Annotated in this window: 16 protein-coding genes; 9 read left to right on the top strand and 7 right to left on the bottom strand. The window is 71.1% G+C overall.

Translation table 11 applies throughout. The annotated features are described in order from the left end of the window. The first annotated feature begins 62 nt into the window (after positions 1 to 62). On the top strand, positions 63 to 1,292 hold the full coding sequence (gene ilvA, locus FNH09_RS03855; RefSeq protein WP_152885189.1) for a threonine ammonia-lyase: 1,230 nt from the start codon (positions 63 to 65) through the stop codon (positions 1,290 to 1,292). A gap of 76 nt (positions 1,293 to 1,368) precedes the next feature. On the opposite strand, the gene greA is transcribed toward ilvA, so the two are convergent. Both greA and FNH09_RS03845 read right to left on the bottom strand, forming a co-directional pair. Next, complete coding sequence (gene greA / locus FNH09_RS03850) at positions 1,369 to 1,869, bottom strand: transcription elongation factor GreA (RefSeq protein ID WP_162468080.1); 501 nt, start codon at positions 1,867 to 1,869, stop codon at positions 1,369 to 1,371. A gap of 235 nt (positions 1,870 to 2,104) precedes the next feature. Further along, the gene (locus FNH09_RS03845; RefSeq protein ID WP_152885185.1) at positions 2,105 to 2,503 is read right to left on the bottom strand and encodes a DUF4307 domain-containing protein; all 399 of its coding nucleotides are present in this window, start codon (positions 2,501 to 2,503) and stop codon (positions 2,105 to 2,107) included. A gap of 215 nt (positions 2,504 to 2,718) precedes the next feature. Between FNH09_RS03845 and mca the strand changes: the two genes are divergently transcribed. Then, positions 2,719 to 3,600: a mycothiol conjugate amidase Mca gene (gene mca, locus FNH09_RS03840; RefSeq protein WP_152885183.1), complete on the top strand. Its 882-nt coding sequence runs from the start codon at positions 2,719 to 2,721 to the stop codon at positions 3,598 to 3,600. Beyond that, positions 3,593 to 3,838: a hypothetical protein gene (locus FNH09_RS03835; RefSeq protein WP_152885181.1), complete on the top strand. Its 246-nt coding sequence runs from the start codon at positions 3,593 to 3,595 to the stop codon at positions 3,836 to 3,838. Before mca ends, FNH09_RS03835 begins: the two co-directional genes overlap by 8 nt. Positions 3,839 to 3,944: 106 nt before the next feature. On the opposite strand, the gene FNH09_RS03830 is transcribed toward FNH09_RS03835, so the two are convergent. Then, entirely contained in the window at positions 3,945 to 7,148 is a 3,204-nt protein-coding gene (locus FNH09_RS03830; protein WP_152885179.1) for a tetratricopeptide repeat protein, read from the bottom strand. Between the two features lie 161 nt (positions 7,149 to 7,309). Here FNH09_RS03830 and FNH09_RS03825 point away from each other — a divergent pair, with 161 nt between their 5' ends. From FNH09_RS03825 to FNH09_RS03805, 5 genes are all read left to right on the top strand, one after another. After that, positions 7,310 to 9,343, top strand: a complete 2,034-nt coding sequence (locus tag FNH09_RS03825; protein WP_152885176.1) for a thioredoxin domain-containing protein — start codon at positions 7,310 to 7,312, stop codon at positions 9,341 to 9,343. Between the two features lie 203 nt (positions 9,344 to 9,546). Continuing rightward, entirely contained in the window at positions 9,547 to 10,815 is a 1,269-nt protein-coding gene (locus FNH09_RS03820; RefSeq protein ID WP_152885174.1) for a glycosyltransferase, read from the top strand. Continuing rightward, the gene (locus FNH09_RS03815; RefSeq protein WP_162468079.1) at positions 10,812 to 12,461 is read left to right on the top strand and encodes a phospholipid carrier-dependent glycosyltransferase; all 1,650 of its coding nucleotides are present in this window, start codon (positions 10,812 to 10,814) and stop codon (positions 12,459 to 12,461) included. Before FNH09_RS03820 ends, FNH09_RS03815 begins: the two co-directional genes overlap by 4 nt. Beyond that, positions 12,458 to 13,663: a glycosyltransferase gene (locus FNH09_RS03810; RefSeq protein WP_152885172.1), complete on the top strand. Its 1,206-nt coding sequence runs from the start codon at positions 12,458 to 12,460 to the stop codon at positions 13,661 to 13,663. The genes FNH09_RS03815 and FNH09_RS03810 overlap by 4 nt, the downstream gene beginning before the upstream one ends. After that, on the top strand, positions 13,660 to 16,086 hold the full coding sequence (locus tag FNH09_RS03805) for a galactose oxidase family protein (protein WP_420802734.1): 2,427 nt from the start codon (positions 13,660 to 13,662) through the stop codon (positions 16,084 to 16,086). Before FNH09_RS03810 ends, FNH09_RS03805 begins: the two co-directional genes overlap by 4 nt. Before the next feature lie 23 nt (positions 16,087 to 16,109). Here the strand turns inward: FNH09_RS03805 and FNH09_RS03800 are convergent, their stop codons facing one another. The 4 genes from FNH09_RS03800 to trhA form a co-directional block, all read right to left on the bottom strand. Then, positions 16,110 to 16,841: a Mut7-C RNAse domain-containing protein gene (locus tag FNH09_RS03800; RefSeq protein WP_162468078.1), complete on the bottom strand. Its 732-nt coding sequence runs from the start codon at positions 16,839 to 16,841 to the stop codon at positions 16,110 to 16,112. Between the two features lie 34 nt (positions 16,842 to 16,875). Continuing rightward, on the bottom strand, positions 16,876 to 17,514 hold the full coding sequence (locus FNH09_RS03795) for a TetR/AcrR family transcriptional regulator (RefSeq protein WP_152885170.1): 639 nt from the start codon (positions 17,512 to 17,514) through the stop codon (positions 16,876 to 16,878). Continuing rightward, complete coding sequence (locus tag FNH09_RS03790; protein ID WP_152885168.1) at positions 17,511 to 19,079, bottom strand: MFS transporter; 1,569 nt, start codon at positions 19,077 to 19,079, stop codon at positions 17,511 to 17,513. Before FNH09_RS03790 ends, FNH09_RS03795 begins: the two co-directional genes overlap by 4 nt. 119 nt (positions 19,080 to 19,198) lie before the next feature. After that, positions 19,199 to 19,912: a PAQR family membrane homeostasis protein TrhA gene (gene trhA / locus FNH09_RS03785; protein ID WP_152885166.1), complete on the bottom strand. Its 714-nt coding sequence runs from the start codon at positions 19,910 to 19,912 to the stop codon at positions 19,199 to 19,201. Positions 19,913 to 20,223: 311 nt separating this feature from the next. On the opposite strand from trhA, the gene FNH09_RS03780 reads away from it, so the two are divergent. Beyond that, a partial coding sequence (locus tag FNH09_RS03780; RefSeq protein WP_162468077.1) for a phosphoenolpyruvate carboxykinase (GTP) occupies positions 20,224 to 21,387 on the top strand: 1,164 nt, incomplete at its 3' end.

Below are 21,387 nucleotides of genomic sequence, written 5' to 3'. Positions count from 1 at the left end.
AAACCGGTCTCGCTGGTTGGTCACAAAGAAACGCTTCGTGTGTGAACTGCGAGACTTGAGTCATGAACTACCGCAAGGCCGACCCCTTGCCGCCGGTCACCCTGGACGACGTGCGCGGAGCGCAGAAGATGCTCGCGGGCGTGGCCCGCACGACCGCGATGGAGGGCAGCAGGTACCTGTCGCGGCTGGTCGGTGCGCCGGTGCACCTCAAGTGCGAGAACCTTCAGCGGACCGGGTCGTTCAAGCTGCGCGGCGCGTACGTGCGGATCGCCGGGCTGCTGCCCGAGGAACGGGCCGCCGGCGTCGTCGCCGCCAGCGCGGGCAACCACGCCCAGGGCGTCGCCCTGGCGTCGTCGCTGCTCGGGGTGCGTTCCACCGTGTTCATGCCCAAGGGCGCCCCGCTGCCGAAGATCAGCGCGACCCAGCACTACGGGGCGGAGGTGCGCCTGCACGGGCAGGTGGTCGACGAGACGCTGGCCGCCGCCCAGGAGTACGCGGAGGCGACGGGCGCGGTGTTCATCCACCCCTTCGACCACCCCGACATCATCGCGGGCCAGGGCACGGTGGGCCTGGAGATCCTGGACCAGTGCCCCGAGGTGCGCACGATCGTCGTCGGGATCGGCGGCGGCGGACTGGCGGCCGGGGTCGCGGTCGCGGTGAAGGCGCTGCGGCCGGACGTACGGATCGTCGGGGTGCAGGCGGAGGGCGCGGCGGCCTATCCGCCCTCGCTGGCCGCCGGACGCCCGGTGTCGATCGCGAACCCGGCCACCATGGCCGACGGCATCAGGGTGGGACGGCCCGGTGACGTGCCCTTCGGGATCGTCGGCGCGCTGGTGGACGAGGTCCGCACGGTCGGCGAGGACGACCTGTCGACCGCGCTGCTGCTCTGCCTGGAGCGGGCCAAACTGGTCGTCGAACCCGCCGGGGCGTCTCCGGTCGCGGCCCTGCTGAGCGAGCCGGAGGCCTTCGAGGGGCCGGTGGTGGCGCTGCTGTCGGGCGGCAACGTCGACCCGCTGCTGATCCAGCGGATCCTGCGGCACGGCATGGCCGCGCAGGGCCGCTACCTCGCGGTGACCGTACGCCTGACGGACCGGCCGGGCGCCCTCGCGGCGCTCCTGGGCGTGCTGTCGGTGGCCGACGCGAACGTCCTGGACGTCAGCCACGTACGGACCGACCCGCGGCTCGGCCTCTCGGAGGCGGAGGTGGAGCTGCACCTGGAGACGAAGGGCGCGGAGCACTGCGCCGAGGTCGGCCGGGCCCTGCGCGAGGCCGGGTACACCGTCATCGGCTGAGACCGGAGCGCTTCGCCGTACGACGAGGCCCCCGGCGTCTCGGGGGCGCCGGGGGCTTCGTACGAGATGAAAGGGCTCAGCCGCTGTAGGGCTCGGCCTTCAGGATGCGCACCGACGCCTTCTTGCCGTTGGGCAGCTCGTACTCCGCGTCCTCGCCGACCTTGTGGCCGATCACGCCGGAACCCAGCGGGGACTGCGGTGAGTAGGTCTCGATGTCGGCGCTCGCGTACTCGCGCGAGGCGAGCAGGAACGTCATCGTGTCGTCCTCGTCGCCGTCGAAGGCGATCGTCACGACCATGCCGGGTGCGACCGTGCCGTCCGCCGAGGCCGGGGCCTCGCCCACCTGGGCGTTCTCCATGAGCTGGGTCAGCTGGCGCACACGGAGCTCCTGCTTGCCCTGCTCCTCCTTGGCGGCGTGGTACCCGCCGTTCTCACGCAGGTCGCCCTCCTCGCGCGCGGCCGCGATCTTGGCGGCGATCTCCGTGCGCGCGGGACCAGTAAGGTACTCAAGCTCGTCCTTGAGCTTGTTGTACGCCTCCTGGGTCAGCCAGGTGACGTTCTCGCTGGTCTGGGTCACAGGGTGCTCCTCGTCGGTACAGGGAATACAAAGCATCGCCCTCCCCAAAAGAATGGTCCCTCACGGATGGGCGAAACCACGAGCCTAACGGTTCACGGGCCGAAGGGGGAGGACATAAGCCACCAGAATTCTGTCGGCGCAGGTCAGCGGCTACGCATTCCGGAGGATGCGCACCTCGTCAGCCGATAGGGCCCGATGTCAGCCGGTAGGCGCCGGTACGGCCGGTAGACCGGTGTCAGCCGGTGTGGCACCCGAGGAGCTCGGCCGTCGTGCCGAGGGCCGTCGTACGCAGGGTGACGATCCTGTCGATCCGCGTGGCCGAGCCGGAGAAGCGGAAGTCCGCCCGGCCCACCTCGGAGCCGTCGGCGGCCTGGGAGCGCAGCGTGCAGTAGCCGTCGGCGCCCGCGTCCTTGTGCACTTCGAGGTGGACCTTCACCGCGTGGGCCGAGGCGTCGAACGTGATCACCTGGGCGCTGATCTCGTTCTGGACGACGTAGTGGTAGCCGAGGAAGCCGATCAGGGCCAGCAGCGCGGCGCCGAGCACGGCCCCGACGACCTTGAGCGTGCGGTCGGCCCGCTGGTCCGAGGAACGGCCGTAACGGCCCTCGGGCAGTCGCGTGCTCGCCGTACTCATGATCGTCCTCTCGGCAACGCCCGTGGGCGGTGTCGGATGAAGCTCCGAAAGTGCGCTCCGGGGCGGGACCCCGGAATTATTCGTCCCCCGATTCGGTCACTATAGAAGCCGCCCGCCCGCGGCCCGACCGCCACCCCACATCGACCTCTCCAGCGGGCCGGCACCTACCGACCTGCTCCCGTGCCCAGCGGGCGCCGACCACCGAGGAATGAGTCTTGACTGACCAGCTGCGACTGATGGCCGTGCACGCGCACCCCGACGACGAGTCGAGCAAGGGCGCGGCCACCATGGCGAAGTACGTGTCCGAGGGGGTGGACGTGCTGGTCGTGACCTGCACGGGCGGGGAACGCGGCTCCATCCTCAACCCGAAGCTCCAGGGCGACAAGTACATCGAGGAGAACATCCACGAGGTGCGCCGCAAGGAGATGGACGAGGCCCGGGAGATCCTCGGCGTCAAGCAGGAGTGGCTCGGCTTCGTCGACTCCGGTCTGCCCGAGGGCGACCCGCTGCCCCCGCTGCCCGAGGGCTGTTTCGCCCTGGAGGACGTCGACAAGGCGGCCGGCGAGCTGGTCAAGCAGATCCGCTCGTTCCGTCCCCAGGTGATCACCACCTACGACGAGAACGGCGGCTACCCGCACCCCGACCACATCATGACCCACAAGATCTCGATGGTGGCGTTCGAGGGCGCGGCGGACGCCGAGATGTACCCCGAGAGCGAGTACGGCCCGGTCTACCGCCCGCTCAAGCTGTACTACAACCAGGGCTTCAACCGTCCGCGCACCGAGGCGCTGCACCAGGCGCTGCTGGACCGGGGCATGGAGTCGCCGTACGGGGACTGGCTCAAGCGCTGGAGCGAGTTCGAGCGCACCGAGCGCACGCTCACCACGCACGTGCCGTGTGCCGACTTCTTCGAGATCCGCGACAAGGCGCTGATCGCGCACGCCACGCAGATCGACCCCGACGGCGGCTGGTTCCGGGTGCCGCTGGAGCTCCAGAAGGAGGTCTGGCCGACGGAGGAGTACGAGCTGGCGAAGTCCCTCGTGGACACCTCCCTCCCCGAGGACGACCTCTTTGCGGGCATCCGCGACAATGCCTGACATGAGCGCAAGCGTGAGTCTGGCAGTGACGCACCTCGTCCCCCTCGCCAAGGAGGTCGACGAGAACAAGGTCACCCCCGGCGTCCTCGGTTTCATCGTGTTCGCGGTGATGGCCCTGGCGGTGTGGGCCCTGATGAAGTCCATGAACAAGCACATGGGCAAGGTCGACTTCAAGGAGTCCTCGGACCCGGACTCCGGGGCGACGGCGGCCGCTCGGGCCGAGCCGCACCAGGGCTGACCACCCACGGCCACCCGAAACCGGGCAGGGGCGGCGCTCCCGCCGCCCCACACCCGGAACGCCCGGACTTCCCCTGCCCCCGGCGGGCCGCCAGGGGCCGCGGGCGTCACTGCGCGGCTCGTGTCCCTTCCGGTACCGGTACTCCCATCACCTCGCGGGCGTGGCGGTTCGGGACCAGTCCCAGGCGCCATGCCTGCCAGCCCGTCTCCGGGCTCACGCCGCGTTCCAGCAGCAGCCGGTACGTCTCCAGGCTGCCGGCCAGCTTCTCGTCGCGCAGCGGGTGGCCCGAGCCGGCGAGGCGGGTCACCTCCCGGAGGGCGGCCTCGGCGCCGTCGGGCTCGGTGTGCGGCAGCAGGGTGCAGCGCAGGAAGGCGGCCCAGTCGGCACCGCGCAGATCGCCGTACGAGGCGAACAGGGCGGCGGCCTCCTCGCACAGGGCCAGGGCCTGCCGGTCCCGGGCGTTGCCCGCGTCGACGACCGCCAGCTCCAGGCAGGTCCAGGCCTCCCCGTGGGCGACGCCGATGCGCTGGAAGTCGGCGCGGGCGTCGACGAGCAGCTGGCGGGCGAAGCCGGAGTTGCGCAGCGAGCCGGTCTGCGCGGCGCGCTGGTCCCGGGTCACCCGGGCCGAGTGGTGGCGGGCGCAGGCCAGGCCGTAGACGTCGCGCATCCGGGAGAACATCGTGCGGGAGCGCTCCAGCGCGCGCACCGCGCGGTCCAGGTCGCCGGTCTCCTCCAGCGACTGGCCGAGGTAGTAGAGGGTCCAGGCCTCGCCGCGGGCGTCCTCGTTGTCGCGGTGCCGGGCGGCCGCCCGGCGCAGGCCGTCCACCGCGGGCGAGGGGTCACCGGCCACCAGCCGGGCCCGCGCCAGCTGGGTCAGCGCCCAGGCCTCGCCGCGGGCGTCGCCGGTCCGGCCGTACAGGTCCAGGGCCTTGCCGAGTTCCGCCTCCGCGCGCGGTACGTCGCCCATGCGCAGCCCCAGCTGGCCGAGCTGGAAGTGGGCCCACGCCTCGCCGTGCACGGAACCGCCCTCACGGTGCAGCACCAGCGAGCGGGTCAGCAGGTCGAGGGCCTCGGCGAGGTGGGCGCGGTCGCGTTCCACGGCGGCCAGCGCGTGCATGGTCCAGGCGCGGTCCGTGGCGAGCGCGGGATCCGCCTGGAGAGCCAGGGCCTCCCGCAGCCGTGCCGCCGCCTCGGTCAGCAGGCCCTGGTGGTGCAGCGTGATGCCCAGCGAGCACAGGGCGCGAGCGGCGCCCGCGTCGTGGTGGGCCTCCCGGTAGAGGTCGACGACGGACGTGAGGGTCGTACGGGCCTTGTCGAGCTCGCCGAGCTGGCGGGCCGCGATGCCGGTACGCCACTGCACCGAGCGGACCAGCAGACCCTGGTCGACGGACTGGGCCAGTTCGCTGATCTCGCCCAGCCGGTAGAGGTCGCCGCGCAGCAGGCAGTAGTCGCACAGCGCGCCGAGCAGGTTCTGCACCGCCGCCTGGTCCACGCCCTCCGCGTGCCGCAGGGTCGCGGTGATGAAGCTCGACTCGTCGTCCAGCCAGCGCAGCGCCTCGTCGAGGGAGGTGAAGCCGTGCGGGTTGAAGCGGTCCGAGCGGGTGGACATGTTGCCGTCGACGAGCCGCAGCACCGAGTCGGCCAGCTCGGCGTAGCTGACGATCAGGCGTTCCTGCGCGGCCGTGCGCTCGGCCGGTTCCTCCTCGTCGAGGAGGCGGGCCTGGGCGAAGGAGCGGACCAGGTCGTGCAGCCGGTAGCGATCGCCGCGGACGTGGTCGATCAGGCCCGCCCGGGCGAGCGCCACGAGCTGCTGGGTGGCCTCCTGCCGATCGGTGGCCAGCAGCGCGGCGGCCGCCGCCGCGCCGAGCGAGGCCCGGCCGGCCAGGGCCAGCCGTCTGAGCAGCCTGCGGGCCGGGTCCGGCTGGTCGGTGTAGCGCAGCCACAGCACCCGCTCGACCGGTTCGACCGGACCGTACGCGCTCAGGTCGGTGGCGAGCTGCCGGGGCGAGCGCGGGCCGAGCGCGGAGCCCGCGATCCGCAGGGCCAACGGCAGCGCGCCGCACAACCGGCTTATCAGGTCGGCCGATTCGGCGTCGTAGGGGCCCGAGTTGTCCTGGGCGGCCGCCCCGAGCAGTTCTTCCGCGCCCGCCGCGTCCAGGGCCCGTACCGGCAGCCGGTGCACCCAGGCGGTCAGCTCGGCGGGCAGCTCCAGCGGCTCGCGGGCGGTGACCAGCACCAGGCTGTCGGAGCGCTCGGGGACCAGCGTGCGGATCTGCTCGGGGTCGCAGGCGTCGTCCAGGATCACGGTGACGGGCAGTCCGGTCAGATGCTGGTGGTAGAGCTCGGTCAGCCGTTTGACCTGCTGTTCGGGGGAGACGCGCTCCCGGAACAGCAGCTGCTCGCGGGGCGCACCGAGCCGGTTGAGCAGATGCAGCAGCGCGTCCCGGGTGGGCAGCGGCGGTTCCTGCGCGCTGTCGCCGCGCAGATCGACCACGCACGCGCCCCGGAACTGGTCCTTCAGGTCGTGGGCGGCACGGACCGCGAGGGTGGTACGACCGCTGCCGGGCGCCCCGTGCAGCACGACGACCGTCGGCCGGGTCTCCGAGCTGGCGCGGGCCGCCTGCACCCACTGCCTCAGCTGCGCAAGCTCCGTCCGCCGTCCCGCGAACGGGCCGTCGGCATCCGGCAGTTGACCGAAGGACTGGCCCAGCACGCTGCGGCCGCGCGCGGCCGCGCTCTTGTCCGTCCCGCGCAGCTGCGGGCCCGTCTTCTTCTTCGGGCCGGTGGAGGCGCTCAGCACCCGCTGCTGGTCCAGGAACGGACGGATCCCGCGTACCTCCAGTGCCGTCAGCCACTGCAACCTCAGCTGTTCCGGGCCGCCGGGCTGGCCCACGGCTCCCGCCCGGTGGTGGGCGGCCGGCAGATGGGAACCGGCCACCTTCACGACGGTCGCCGCCGCGCCCGCGACCCCGACGACGGCGCCCGCGGCCAGCGCCGTGCCCGCGCCGGTGCCCAGGGCCAGATCGCCGACCGCGGCCGCGACCGCGGCGACGGCCGCCACCAGCAGGGGTGTTGCCCCGCCCTCGCGGGCGTAGCGCTGTCCGAAGGTGAGCTGTCCGGCGTGTGCCTCGTCGAGGGCGCGGGTGTAGGCCGCGTACTCCTCGGCGGCCGTCTGTGCCATGGTGTCGAGCGCGGCGCGGGCCCGGGTGAGCAGGACCTGTCCGTTGGCACGGCCGCCCGAGCGCCGTACCTCCTCCTCGACGGCCCGCACGATCAGCTGCTCGGCCTCCACCCTGTGACTGTCCCTCATGCCAGGTCCCCCTCCGGCGGCGACGGTGTGCCTCGTGGTCAAGTGTGCGGCGGATGAGGAGTGGAGGGGAGAGGGCCGACGGCCCGCCGCCGCTGCGGCGGTGGGCCGCGCCGTATCGGCGCTGTCCGTGGATCGGGGGGTACTGGGGCAGGATGGACTCCATGCCGAACCGCCTGGCTCATGAGACGTCCCCGTATCTGCTCCAGCACGCCGACAACCCCGTGGACTGGTGGCCGTGGTCGGCCGAGGCCTTCGAGGAGGCCCGTACGAGCGGCAGGCCGGTGCTGCTGAGCGTCGGCTACAGCGCCTGTCACTGGTGTCACGTCATGGCGCACGAGTCCTTCGAGGACGAGCGGACCGCCGCCTATATGAACGAGCACTTCGTCAACGTCAAGGTCGACCGCGAGGAGCGGCCCGACGTCGACGCCGTCTACATGGAGGCCGTGCAGGCGGCGACCGGGCAGGGCGGCTGGCCCATGACGGTCTTCCTGATGCCGGACGGCGAGCCCTTCTACTTCGGGACCTACTTCCCGCCCGTGCCCCGGCAGGGCATGCCGTCCTTCCGGCAGGTGCTGGAGGGGGTGCACGGCGCCTGGACCGAGCGGCGGGACGAGGTCGCGGAGGTCGCCGGGAAGATCGTGCGGGACCTGGCGGCACGGGAGATCTCCTACGGCGACGCGCGGACCCCGGGCGACGAGGAGCTCGCGCAGGCGCTGCTCGCGCTCACCCGGGAGTACGACGCCCGGCGCGGCGGGTTCGGCGGGGCGCCCAAGTTCCCGCCGTCCATGGTGGTCGAGTTCCTGCTGCGCCACCATGCCCGTACCGGCTCCGAGGGCGCGCTCCAGATGGCGCAGGACACCTGTGAGCGGATGGCCCGTGGCGGTATCTACGACCAGTTGGGCGGCGGTTTCGCCCGGTACTCCGTGGACCGGGACTGGGTTGTGCCCCATTTTGAGAAGATGCTCTACGATAATGCGCTTTTGTGTCGAGTTTATGCGCATCTGTGGCGGACCACCGGCTCGGAGTCGGCCCGGCGGGTGGCGCTGGAGACGGCCGACTTCATGGTGCGTGAACTGCGCACGGACGAGGGCGGGTTCGCCTCCGCGCTCGACGCCGACAGCGACGACGGCAACGGTCGCCACGTCGAGGGCGCGTACTACGTGTGGACGCCCGCGCAGCTCGCCGAGGTGCTCGGGGAGCAGGACGCCGAACTGGCCGCCGCCTACTTCGGGGTGACCGCGGAGGGGACCTTCGAGGAGGGCGCCTCCGTGCTGCAACTTCCCCAGCAGGAGGGTGTGTTCGACGCGGAGAAGGTCGCCTCGGTCCGGACCCGGCTGTTCGCGGCCCGGGGCCTGCGGCCCGCGCCGGGCCGGGACGACAAGGTCGTCGCCGCCTGGAACGGGCTCGCGATCGCCGCCCTCGCCGAGACCGGCGCCTACTTCGACCGCCCCGACCTGGTCGAGGCCGCCGTCTCCGCCGCCGATCTCCTGGTGCGGCTGCACCTGGACGAGCACGCACGGCTCTCCCGCACCAGCAAGGACGGCCGGACCGGCGCGAACGCGGGAGTGCTGGAGGACTACGCCGATGTCGCCGAGGGCTTCCTCGCGCTGGCGTCGGTGACCGGCGAGGGGGTGTGGCTCGAATTCGCCGGGCTGCTCCTCGACCACGTGCTGGCCGGATTCGTCGACCCCGGGTCGGGTGCCCTGTTCGACACCGCGGTCGACGCCGAGAAGCTGATCCGCCGCCCGCAGGATCCGACCGACAACGCCACCCCGTCCGGCTGGACGGCCGCGGCGGGCGCCCTGCTGGGCTACGCGGCGCAGACCGGCTCCGAGCCCCACCGGGCGGCGGCACAGCGGGCGTTGGGCGTGGTGAAGGCGCTCGGTCCGCGGGTGCCGCGCTTCATCGGCTGGGGACTCGCGGTCGCCGAGGCGCTGCTGGACGGACCGCGGGAGGTCGCGATCGTCGGCCCGGCGCTCGACGATCCGGCGACCCGGGCCCTGCACCGTACGGCACTTCTGGGCACCGCCCCCGGTGCCGTGGTCGCCGTCGGGACCGCGGAGAGTGACGAGTTCCCGCTGCTGTCCGACCGGCCGCTGGTCGGCGGCGAGGCGACGGCGTACGTCTGCCGTAACTTCACGTGCGACGCCCCGACGACCGAAAAGGAGCGGCTGCGCGAGGCGCTGAGCGGCTGAAACATGCCGTGGGACGTTGGTTCCGACAGGGCCCAATTGGGTATCTGTTCGGACACGTCCGGCTAGTGGTGCCGTCATTCCGAAACATGCTATTTATCGGAAGAGCGCATGAACTTCACAGATCCCCCCTAGTCTCTGCACAGTAACGCGACGGTAGTGACTCCCCGTCGCGACAGGGGGCTATGGGGATCCGGGGGGATCTGTTGCTGACGTCTGTCTTCATCGCTGCCGTTTCACTGGCACTGTTCTGGATGGCCGCCTTCACCCTGTGGTGGCAGATGCACGCGTGGCGTACGCCCGAAGTGCTGGCCTCCACCCGCTTCAGCAGACCGGACGGGGGCGAGCACCTCTCCTTCTCGCTGCTGCTGCCGGCCCGGCACGAACAGGCCGTGCTGGACCACACCATCCAACGGCTGCTGGAATCGACCCACACCGACTTCGAGATCATCGTCATCGTCGGGCACGACGACCCGGAGACCACGGCGGTCGCCGAGCAGGCTGCGCGGCGCGATCCACGGGTGCGGGTGGTCGTCGACACCCACGAGAAGAAGAACAAGCCCAAGGCCATGAACACGGCGCTGCCGCACTGCCGCGGCGATGTCGTGGGGGTCTTCGACGCCGAGGACCAGGTCCACCCCGAACTGCTCGCCCACGTCGACCACGCGTTCCGCAGCACCGGCGCGGACGTCGTCCAGGGCGGGGTGCAGCTGATCAACTTCCACTCCAGCTGGTACAGCCTGCGCAACTGCCTGGAGTACTTCTTCTGGTTCCGCTCCCGGCTGCACCTGCACGCGCAGAAGGGATTCATCCCGCTCGGCGGCAACACCGTCTTCGTGCGCACCGACGTGCTGCGCGAGGCCGACGGCTGGGACCCCGAGTGCCTGGCCGAGGACTGCGACCTGGGGGTGCGGCTGTCCAGCGTCGGCAAGAAGGTCGTCGTCGCCTACGACTCCGCGATGGTGACCCGGGAGGAGACCCCGGGCTCGCTGATGTCGCTGCTGAAGCAGCGCACCCGCTGGAACCAGGGCTTCCTCCAGGTCTACCGGAAGAAGGACTGGAAGCAGCTCCCGGGCTTCGGACAGCGGCTGCTGGCTCGCTACACCCTCATGACGCCGTTCCTCCAGGCCTTCTCCGGCGTCATCATCCCGCTCAACGTGGCCATCGCGCTCTTCCTCGACGTGCCCGTCGGGATCGCCTTCGTCACCTTCCTCCCGGCCGTCACGGCCCTGGTCACCTTCGTCTTCGAGGTCGTCGGACTGCACGACTTCGGCAAGCAGTACGGCCTGCGCGTCCGCCTCGTCCACTACCTGAAGCTCATCGTGGGCGGGCCCTTCTACCAGGTCCTCCTCGCCGGGGCCGCCATGCGCGCCGTGTGGCGCGAGCACCGCGGCCGCAACGACTGGGAACTGACCTCTCATGTCGGCGCGCATCTCACCGCATCCGAAGTGATCCGAGAGGACGTCCCCGCGTGACCTCCACCCTTCCCGCGGTGACCGCAGCCAAGGTCCCCGCGCAGCGCCGGCCTGCGCCCACGACCCGTCCGACCGACCGCACGGAGCCGCCCAGGCGGCTGCGGTCGTCCCGCCCCGACCTTCTGCTGTGCGGTGTGCTCCTCGTGGCGATCCTCGTCGTGCAGGGCTGGAACATCGCCGACTACCCGACCCTCAGCGACGACGAGGGCACCTACCTCGCCCAGGCCTGGGCCGTCCAGGAGGGCCGGGGCCTGGCCCACTACACCTACTGGTACGACCACCCGCCCCTGGGCTGGATCCAGATCGCCCTGCTCACCTGGATCCCGTCCCTGGTCAGCCCCGGCTCGATGACCGTCGGCTCGATGCGGCTGGTGATGCTGGCCGTCAGCGCGGTCAGCGCCGTACTGGTCTTCGTCCTCGCCCGGCGGCTCGCCCTGCCGCGCTGGGCCGCCGGGCTCGGCATGGCCCTGTTCGGGCTCTCCCCGCTGTCCGTCGTCCTCCAGCGCGAGATCTTCCTCGACAACCTCGCCGTGATGTGGACGCTGCTGGCGTTCTGCCTCGCCGCCTCCCCGAGCCGGCATCTCTGGCACCACTTCGGCGCGGGGATCGCGGCCGCGGCGGCCGTGCTCACCAAGGAGACGATGCTCGTCGTCCTGCCCGCCGTGGTCGTCACCATGTGGCGCCACGGACACCGAGACACCCGCAAGTTCGCGCTCACCGGCGCCGTCACCGCCTGCGTCCTGATCGGCTTCTCGTACCCCCTCTTCGCCCTGCTCAAGGGCGAGCTGTTCCCCGGCGGCGGGCATGTCTCGCTCTGGGACGGCATCAAGTACCAGATGTCCAGGCCCGGTTCGGGCTTCATCCTGGACCCGGGCAGCGGCTCGTACGGCGTGCTGCACTCCTGGTTGTACTACGACCGGGTGCTGCCCCTGGGCGGCCTGGCCGGCGCGGTCCTGCTGCTGGCCACCTGGCGCTGGTCGGTCACCGCCCGCGCACTGGCCGGACCGGCCCTCGCGGTCGCCGTCCTCGCCCTGGTCGCGATGCGCCCCAGCGGCTACCTGCCCGCGATGTACGTCATCGGGGCCCTGCCGTTCCTCGCCCTGGTCCTGGCCGGCGCCACCGCGTCGGTCGCCCACGCCGTGCTGCGCCGACGGCGCGGCGAGGGCGAGAACCGGTACGTCACCGGCGGCCGGTACGCTCTCGCCGCGGTCCTGGTCCTCGCCGCCGGGGCCTATGTGGTCCCGCGGTGGTACGACGGCGACCGCACCGCCGTCACCGCGGACGCCAACGCCCCCTACCGGGCCGCGTCCCGGTGGCTGAGCACCGAGGTGGCCGACCCCGCCGGCACCCGGGTCCTGGTCGACGACGCGCTCTGGCTGGACCTGGTGCACGCCGGGTACCGGCCCGGCCTGGGCGTGATCTGGTTCTACAAGGCCGACCTCGACCCCGCGGTGACCAGGACGATGCCGCACGGCTGGCGGGACCTCGACTACGTGGTCGCCTCGCCGACCGTACGGCGCGACGCCGCCGATCTGCCCGCCGTCCAGGACGCCCTGCGGCACTCGACACCGGTCGCCACCTTCGGCACCGGCGAGGACCGCATCGAGATCCGCCAGATCGAGACCGTCGCCGGAGGCCCGCGATGAGCCATGAGCACACCGTCCCCGGCGAGCTGGGCGACCCGGTCGTACAGGCCGCGGAGGTCCCGGAGCCCGGCGCCGTCACCATCGTCGTACCGACGTTCAACGAGTCCGCCAACGTCCGCCGGCTGCTGCACCTGATCACCGAGTCGGTGCCGGCCCGGCTACCCTGCGAGGTCGTCTTCGTGGACGACTCCACCGACGACACCCCCGAGGTCATCCGCGCGGCGGCCGAGGACTGCCCGTTCCCGGTGACCGTGCTGCACCGGGACGAGCCGGTCGGCGGGCTCGGCGGGGCGGTCGTCGAGGGCCTCAGGGCGGCCGGTTCGGACTGGATCGTCGTCATGGACGGCGACTGCCAGCATCCGCCGTCCCTGGTGCCGGAGCTGGTCGCCACCGGCGAGCGGGCGCACGCCGGGCTCGTCGTCGCCTCCCGCTACATCAAGGGCGGCAGCCGGGCCGGGCTCGCGGGCAGCTACCGGGTGGCCGTCTCGCGCGGGGCGACCTGGCTGACCAAGTCGCTGTTCCCGCGCCGGCTGCACGGCATCAGCGACCCCATGAGCGGCTTCTTCGCCATCCGCCGCAGCGCGGTCACCGCCGACGTCCTCAAGCCGCTCGGCTACAAGATCCTCCTCGAACTCGCCGTGCGCAGCCGCCCCCGCCAGGTCACCGAGGTGCCCTTCGTCTTCCAGGACCGGTTCGCGGGCGAGTCCAAGTCCAGCGCGCAGGAGGGCCTGCGCTTCCTGCGCCATCTGGTCGGCCTGCGCACCGCCTCGCCGGTGGCCCGCATGGTCGGCTTCGGGCTGATCGGCGCCACCGGCTTCGTCCCCAACCTGCTCGCCCTGGGGGCGCTGACCGCCGCGGGAATGCACTACGTCCCCGCGGAGATCCTCGCCAACCAGTTCGGCGTCGCCTGGAACTTCCTGCTCATCGAGCATCTGCTGTTCCGCGACCGGCGCTCGCACCGGCGCTGGTGGGACCGCGTCGGCCGGTTCGCGCTGCTGGCCAACGCCGACCTCGTGCTGCGCATTCCGCTGATCGCCCTGTTCGTCGACCGGTTCGGGATGGGGGCGCTGTCCGCCACCGCCCTGGCGCTGGTGACGACGTTCGTCCTGCGCTTCGTCGGTACCGAAGCGCTGGTCTACCTGCCGCGCCGGGGACGCACCGACGCCCCGGCCGACAGCCGCACCGCAAGGAGAGCCGTGTGAACCGAGTCAGCCGTGTGAACCGCAGGGGCGGGAACCGAAGAAGGACCGCGTTCGTCGGGGTGGGGGCCCTGACGGCCGGGCTCCTGCTCGCCTCGCCCCAGCCCGCCTCCGCCGCCAACCTGATCCTGAACCCCGGCTTCGAGACGGCCGGCACCGACGGCATGCCGTACTGCTGGGAGAAGTCGGGCTGGGGCGACAACGACTTCAGCTTCGACACCACCACCGACGCCCACTCCGGCACCAAGGCCATGAAGGTCACGCTGACCCGCCGGGTCGACGGCGACCGCAAGGCGATGGTCACCGAGTCCACCGCCTGCGCCCCGGCGGTCTCGCCGGGCAAGCAGTACGACCTCTCGCTCTGGTACAAGACGACCACTCCGGACGCGGCCGTCACCCTCTTCCGGCACGACACCACCGCCGGCTGGCAGTACTGGACCGACCTCAAGACACTGGAGATGCAGGGCAACTGGACCCAGGCCTCGGTCCGCACCCCCGAGGTGCCGGCCGGCACCGACCGCATCACCTGGGGTGTCTCCGTCTACGGCACCGGCTCGGCGACCACCGACGACTACACGATGGAACAGGTCCCCGACGTCACACCGCCGGCCACCTGCACCGGCACCGCAGACGAGTGCGCCAACGGCCGGTGGACGGTGCTGCCCACGCAGAACCCGGTCCGCTCCATGCACTCCGTCGTCCTCAACAACGGCAAGGTGCTGCTGATCGCGGGCTCCGGCAACAGCGAGGAGCAGTTCAACGCGGGCACCTTCACCTCGGCGGTCTACAACCCGGCCGACGGCAGCTACAAGGTCATCCCGACCCCGAAGGACATGTTCTGCGCCGGGCACGTCCAGCTCCAGGACGGCCGGGTGCTGGTGATGAGCGGCAACAAGGCGTTCCCGGTGGCGGGCGGCCACGGCTACGAGGGCTTCAAGGACTCGTACATCTTCGACCCCGTCACCGAGACCTACAGCAAGACCAACGACCTCAACGACGGCCACTGGTACCCGTCGGCGACGGAGCTCGGCAACGGTGACGTCATCTCCTTCGGCGGTCTGCGCGAGGACTCCACCGGCTCGGTGACCGCCGAGCTCTGGTCGAACGCCCAGCAGAAGTGGCTGCCGCTGTCCCAGGTCAACCAGACCTGGTCGTACTGGGGCCTGTACCCGTCGATGATCCTGATGCAGGACGGCCGCCTCTTCTACTCGGGCAGCCACGTCTTCGGCAACAACATCCCCGGTACCGGCTCGGCGATCTACGACTACAACGCCAACACGATCACCCAGATCCCCGGCCTCCAGAACAAGGACCAGCGCGACCAGTCGGCGAGCGTGCTGCTGCCCCCGGCCCAGGACCAGAAGGTCCTCACCCTCGGCGGCGGCAACATCGACTCCAACCCGGACGGCAACCGGCTGACCGACGTCATCGACCTCAAGGCGGCCAACCCCGCCTACGTGGCCGGGCCGCCGCTGCCGCAGGGCACGGTGGACCTCGGCAACGGCCCGGTGGCCGAGACCGGCAACCAGGGCAAGATGTACGTCTCCGCGGTGCTGCTGCCGGACGGCAAGGTGCTGGAGACGGGCGGGGCGCTGCACAACCGCGCCAACCCGGTCTTCGAGTCGTCGCTGTACGACCCGGCGACCAACACCTTCGACCCGGTGGCAGCCGACCCGCAGGCACGCGGCTACCACTCCTCGTCGTTCCTGCTGCCCGACGGGCGGGTGATGTCGACCGGCGACAACCCGGGCAACGGCACCTGGAACCACAACGTGTCGATCTACACCCCGCCCTACCTGCTCAAGGGCGCCCGGCCGACGATCACTTCGGTCATCGACACCCAGTGGACCTACGGCGACACCCAGCGGATCACCGTCGACCGGCCCGTCGCCAAGGCCGAACTGATCCGCCCGGCCGCCGTGACCCACTCCTCCGACCCCAACCAGCGGTTCGTGGACCTGCCGTTGTCCGTCAGCGGCAACAACGTCGACCTGAACGTGACGAGCAACCCCAACCTGGCGCCGCCCGGCTGGTACATGCTCTTCGCGGTCGACGCCAACGGCGTGCCGTCGGTGGCGAAGTGGGTCCACCTCCAGGGCCCGGCGGCGCTGAGCGCCACCGAAGCCTCCCCGCATGTGCACGCCTTCGCCGACTCGCTGACCGGCACGGTCACCGAGCCCGGCAAGAAGCGCACCTCGCAGCAGGTCAGCCCCACCGTCTCCGGCTGCGACCGGCACTACGGCACGATCAACGTGTGTGTGCCGACCGCCTTCCCGGCACAGGTGAAGAAGACGGCCGCCGCGCGCTGCGCCTGGCTGAAGACGAACCACTACGGCCGGCTCAAGGTCAACGGCAAGGACGACCCGCTGGCCCTGGACCGCGACCGGGACGGGGTCGCCTGCGGGAAGGGTGACGTGAAGAAGTAGCGGTGGAGTTCGCGGGCGAAGAGCTAGCGTTCGCCCGCGAACTCCGCCAGGGCGCGCTCCACGATGGCCTCCAGCTGTTCGTGGTGCGCGCCCTTCCAGTAGGCGCGCCCGCACTCCCGGCACTGCGCGAACACGTCGTACGACGCCTGCGTACCGTGCTTGAGCTGGTCGGCGACCTCGTCCTTGGTGGCCGTCCTCAGCAGGCCGTTGCAGGCCGTGCACCGTGTCCAGGGGCGCAGCTCGGGGGCGAAGCGGTCCAGGACGTCGCGGAGCTGGTCGTCCGGGCTGGTGCTGTAGACGAACGCGCCCGCCCACAGCTCACGGCGGCGCAGCAGCCCGCGGTCGCGGCTGAGCATCACCCGCTGTTCGGCGGCCGAGCGGGCGGCGAGCGCGGGGTCGCCGATGTCGGTCGACTCGTACGCCGTGTCCACGCCGAGCAGGCGCAGCCGGCGGGCGAGGGTGCCGAGGTGGACGTCGAGGAGGAAGCGCAGCGGGGCGCCGGGGATCCGCTGGGGGCGTTCGACCGCGCGGACGGTCACCGACTCGCCCGCGGCCGGGATGTGCGAGACCGGCACCTGGCGGCCGTCCACGACGAGCGAGCCGACCTCGGTGAGCGGGACACCGAGGGACTCGACGACATGGCCGAGGGTCGAGACGCCGTCGGTGGCCAGGGCGGTGGCGCCGTGACGTCGGGCGTGCGGGACGAACAGGGTGAGTTCGGGGGCGACTTCGACGTGGATCTCGGGTCGGTTCACCTGGTCAGGATGACACGGGGGGCGGTGCGCGGTCTCAGGAGTTCCGCTGCGGGAGGCCGTGTTGCAGGACGTCCAGGGTGCGGTCGATGAGCTCCGGGAAGTCGTCCGTGTGTCCCCGCTCGGCCCAGTACAGGGACGCCTCCATCAGACCGCCGACCAGGGACATGGCGTAGACCCGCACCTCGACGCTCTCCGGGTCGAGGCCGGTGCGCTCGCCGATGGCCTGGCAGAGCATGCGGCCGGTGACCGACATGCTCTCCATCATGCGCGAGCGCACCGCGGGGACCTCGACCGTCAGCCTGCTGCGCAGCCGGGACACCTCGATGTCGTCCTTGGCGCCGAGGGCGAGGGCCCGGTGCATCACATAGCGGATGGACTCCGGCCACGGCTCGTCGGCGGGCCGGGCGCTCAGCTCTTCCATGATGAGCGCGTCGTACTCGTCCGTGAGGACGATGTCCTCCTTGGTCGGGAAGTAGCGGAAGACGGTCGACGGCGACACCTCGGCGCGCTCGGCGATCTGGTCGATCGTCGTGGCGTCGTACCCCTGCTCCTTGATCAGCCCGTAGGTGGCGGCACGGATCGCCTCCCGGGTCTTGATCTTCTTCCGCTCCCTCAGTCCCAGCTGGGGGCGGTCGGCGGGGGTGGTGCGCTGTGCGGCCGTCATGGGGTTCATTGTCGGGCATCACCCGTGAGCGTGACCACGGCCGGGCTCTCCTCGGCCTCCTCGTTCCGGGCGGGCCGCGTGCTCGGCAGGAAGGCGGCGGCCAGCAGGGCGGCGGCCAGGGAGGCGATCGCGCACACCAGCAGCACCAGGCCCATGCCGTGGACGTAGGCGCCGTCCGCGGAGGCCGCCAGGTGGGCCGAGCCCGCCTTCTCGGCGACGAGGTGCGCGGCCACCACCGAGTCCCCGGCGGCGTCGGCGGCCCGCGCCGGCAGCCCGGTGACGTCGAGCCGGTCGCGGAAGGCACCGGCGAGCAGGCTGCCGAGCAGGGCGATACCGATCGCGCCGCCGACCTGGCGCAGCGTCATCAGCAGCCCGGATCCGCTGCCGGCCCGGTCGCGGGGGAGTGCGGCCAGGGCGCCGTCCATCGCCGGGACGACCGAGAAGCCGAAGCCGAGGCCCGCGACCGACAGCCACAGCGCGGTGAAGCCGTAACCCGAGTCGGTCGTGGTGCGACTGCCGAGCAGCGCGGCGAAGGAGAGGACGACCAGGCCCACGGCGACCACGGCCCGGGACCCGAACCGCGCCACCACCGGCTGGGCGGTCCGCGCGGCGATCATCAGACCGCCCATCATCGGCAGCAGCCGCACTCCGGTGCCCAGGGCGTCGTTGCCGAGCACGGCCTGGAGGTAGGGCGGCAGGACGAACATCAGGCCGGACAGGGCGAACATCACCAGGGTCGCCGCGGCCGTGTTGAGCAGGAAGCCGCGGTGGGCGAGCAGGCTCATGTCGAGCATGGGGCGCTCGGTCCGCCGCTCGCGCAGGACCAGGCCGGCGAGCAGGACCGCGGCCACCGCGAAGCACGACAGGACCAGTGCGTCGCCCCAGCCGCGCCCGGGTGCCTCGATGATCGCGTAGATGAGGGCGGCGAGGCCGGACGCGGTGAGCGCGGTGGAGACGACGTCGACCTTCGGGGAGGCCGGGTCGCGGGTCTCGGGCAGCAGGAACACGCAGGCCGTGACGCCGATGGCGACCATCGGGACGTTGACGAGGAAGACCGAGCCCCACCAGAAGTGGTTGAGCAGGAAGCCGCCGATGATCGGGCCGAGGGGCAGGCCGAGCGCCGAGGCGGCCGAGATGATCCCGACCGCCCGGGTGCGCTCGTCCGGTCCGAAGAGCGAGGGCAGCACGGACAGGGCGAGCGGCATCACCAGTGCCGCGCCGACGCCCATCAGCGCGCGGGCGGCGATCACCCAGTCCACCTGGCCGGCCAGGGTGCCGACCAGGGAGCCGGCCAGGAAGATCACCAGCCCGGTGATCAGCATCCGGCGCCGTCCGAACCGGTCGCCGAGCAGTCCGGCGGGGAGCATCAGCGCGGCGAAGACGACGATGTACGCGTCCGCCATCCACTGGAGCTGACCGGTGGTGGCGCCGAGCTGGTCCGCCATCGTCGGCAGCGCCACATTGAGGATCGTCATGTCGAAACCGAGCACCAGCATGCTCGCGACCAGGGCGCCCAGAGCCCACCAGCGGCGGGCGTCGCGCGGCACGTCGTCGCCTTGCGTGACAGTAACCATGAAATGAGAGTAGCTGTCAAAAGATGTTAAGTGTCAAGTGAAGTCTGCTCTCGGCAGAGCTCGGGCAACGAAAAATGGCCACGGCTCGTGAGCCGTGGCCATGAAAAGGGGGGAGGGTGTTACGCGTGCTGGTACGCCACCAGCGAGATCCCGACGTAGTGGACGATGAAGGCGGCCAGGGTGAAGGAGTGGAACACCTCGTGGAAGCCGAACCAGCGCGGTGACGGGTTGGGCCGCTTGATCCCGTAGATCACCCCGCCCGCGCTGTAGAGCAGGCCGCCGACGATCACCAGGACGAGGACCGCGATACCGCCCGTGCGCATGAAGTCCGGCAGGAAGAAGACGGCCGCCCAGCCCATCGCTATGTAGCAGGGCGTGTAGAGCCAGCGCGGGGCGCCGACCCAGAAGACGCGGAAGGCGATGCCCGCGGCCGCCGCGCCCCAGACGCCCCACAGCAGCCACTGCCCCTTGGCCTCCGGCAGCAGCAGCATGGTGAGCGGCGTGTAGGTGCCCGCGATGATCAGGAAGATGTTCGCGTGGTCGAGGCGGCGCAGGACGCCGTCCATGCGCGGGCTCCAGTCGCCCCGGTGGTACAGCGCGCTCACGCCGAACAGCAGGCACGCCGTCAGCGCGTAGATCCCGCAGGCGATGCGGCCGCGTGGGGAGTCGGCGAGGGCGGTGAGCACCAGTCCCGAGATCAGTGCGGCCGGGAACATGCCCAGATGCAGCCAGCCACGCAGCTTCGGCTTGATCGGGTGCGACGGGGCGGGCGCGGCGGGGCCGGGGGTGGCGGCCGACGGGTCCGTCGACGCGTCGGGGACGGGCGCAGTCATGGAGGGCATGGTACCTACGGAACCGTAAGTTACGTGTCAGTACAGCCTGCGAGTGTCCATGATCTCACGTGATTCGGGCAACGCAAAAAGTCCTTCAGTCGAACGCCATGTGGACGCAAAGAACCCCGGCTACACGTGGCGATGGTCACTCCGCTCACCTGTGACGCCCTCTGGACATATGGGCGGACACGTCGGATGATCAAATGAGTGCGGTCGGCACCGGATGAGCGGAACTGTCTCCGCGGCGCAGCATCCGGGTCGCAGCCCCCACGGGGCCTCCAACAAAAAATCCCCTCTTTTTAGGAGCAATCGTGGCGCGCGACATCGCGGCTCCCGTCATCCCCACCAACCATCAGGAACTGATCTCGTGGGTCAACGAGATCGCCGAACTGACGCAGCCGGACAACGTGGTCTGGTGTGACGGATCCGAGGCCGAGTACGACAGGCTGTCGGCGGAACTGGTGGCCAAGGGCACCTTCCGCAAACTCGACCCGATCAAGCGCCCCAACTCCTACTACGCGGCATCCGACCCGACCGACGTCGCCCGGGTCGAGGACCGGACCTACATATGCTCCGAGCGGGAGCAGGACGCCGGTCCGACCAACCACTGGAAGGACCCCGCGGAGATGCGGGAGATCTTCCAGGGCGAGAAGGGCGTCTTCCGCGGCTCGATGAAGGGCCGGACGATGTACGTCGTCCCGTTCTGCATGGGCCCGCTGGGCTCGGACCTCTCCGCGATCGGCGTCGAGATCACCGACTCCGCCTACGTCGCGGTGTCCATGCGCACGATGACCCGGATGGGACAGCCCGTCCTGGACGAGCTGGGGTCCGACGGCTTCTTCGTGAAGGCCGTGCACACCCTCGGCGCCCCCCTCGCCGAGGGCGAGGCGGACGTCCCGTGGCCGTGCAACAGCACCAAGTACATCTCCCACTTCCCCGAGACCCGCGAGATCTGGTCCTACGGCTCCGGCTACGGCGGCAACGCGCTGCTCGGCAAGAAGTGCTACGCCCTGCGCATCGCCTCCGTCATGGCCCGTGACGAGGGCTGGCTCGCCGAGCACATGCTGATCCTCAAGCTGACCCCGCCGCAGGGCGAGTCCAAGTACGTCGCCGCCGCCTTCCCCAGCGCCTGCGGCAAGACCAACCTCGCCATGCTGGAGCCCACCGTCTCCGGCTGGACCGTCGAGACGATCGGCGACGACATCGCCTGGATGCGCTTCGGCGAGGACGGCCGCCTGTACGCGATCAACCCCGAGGCCGGTTTCTTCGGCGTCGCGCCCGGCACCGGTGAGCACACCAACGCCAACGCGATGAAGACGCTGTGGGGCAACTCCGTCTTCACCAACGTCGCCCTCACCGACGACGACGACATCTGGTGGGAGGGCATGACGGAGGAGACCCCGGCCCACCTCACCGACTGGAAGGGCAACGACTGGACGCCCGAGTCCGGCGTGCCCGCCGCCCACCCCAACGCC

Source organism: Streptomyces adustus, assembly GCF_009377175.1.
Classification (GTDB): Bacteria; Actinomycetota; Actinomycetes; order Streptomycetales; family Streptomycetaceae; genus Streptomyces; species Streptomyces adustus.
The sequence above is the reverse complement of the archived record's forward strand: the minus strand, read 5'-3'. Positions and strand labels throughout refer to the sequence as shown.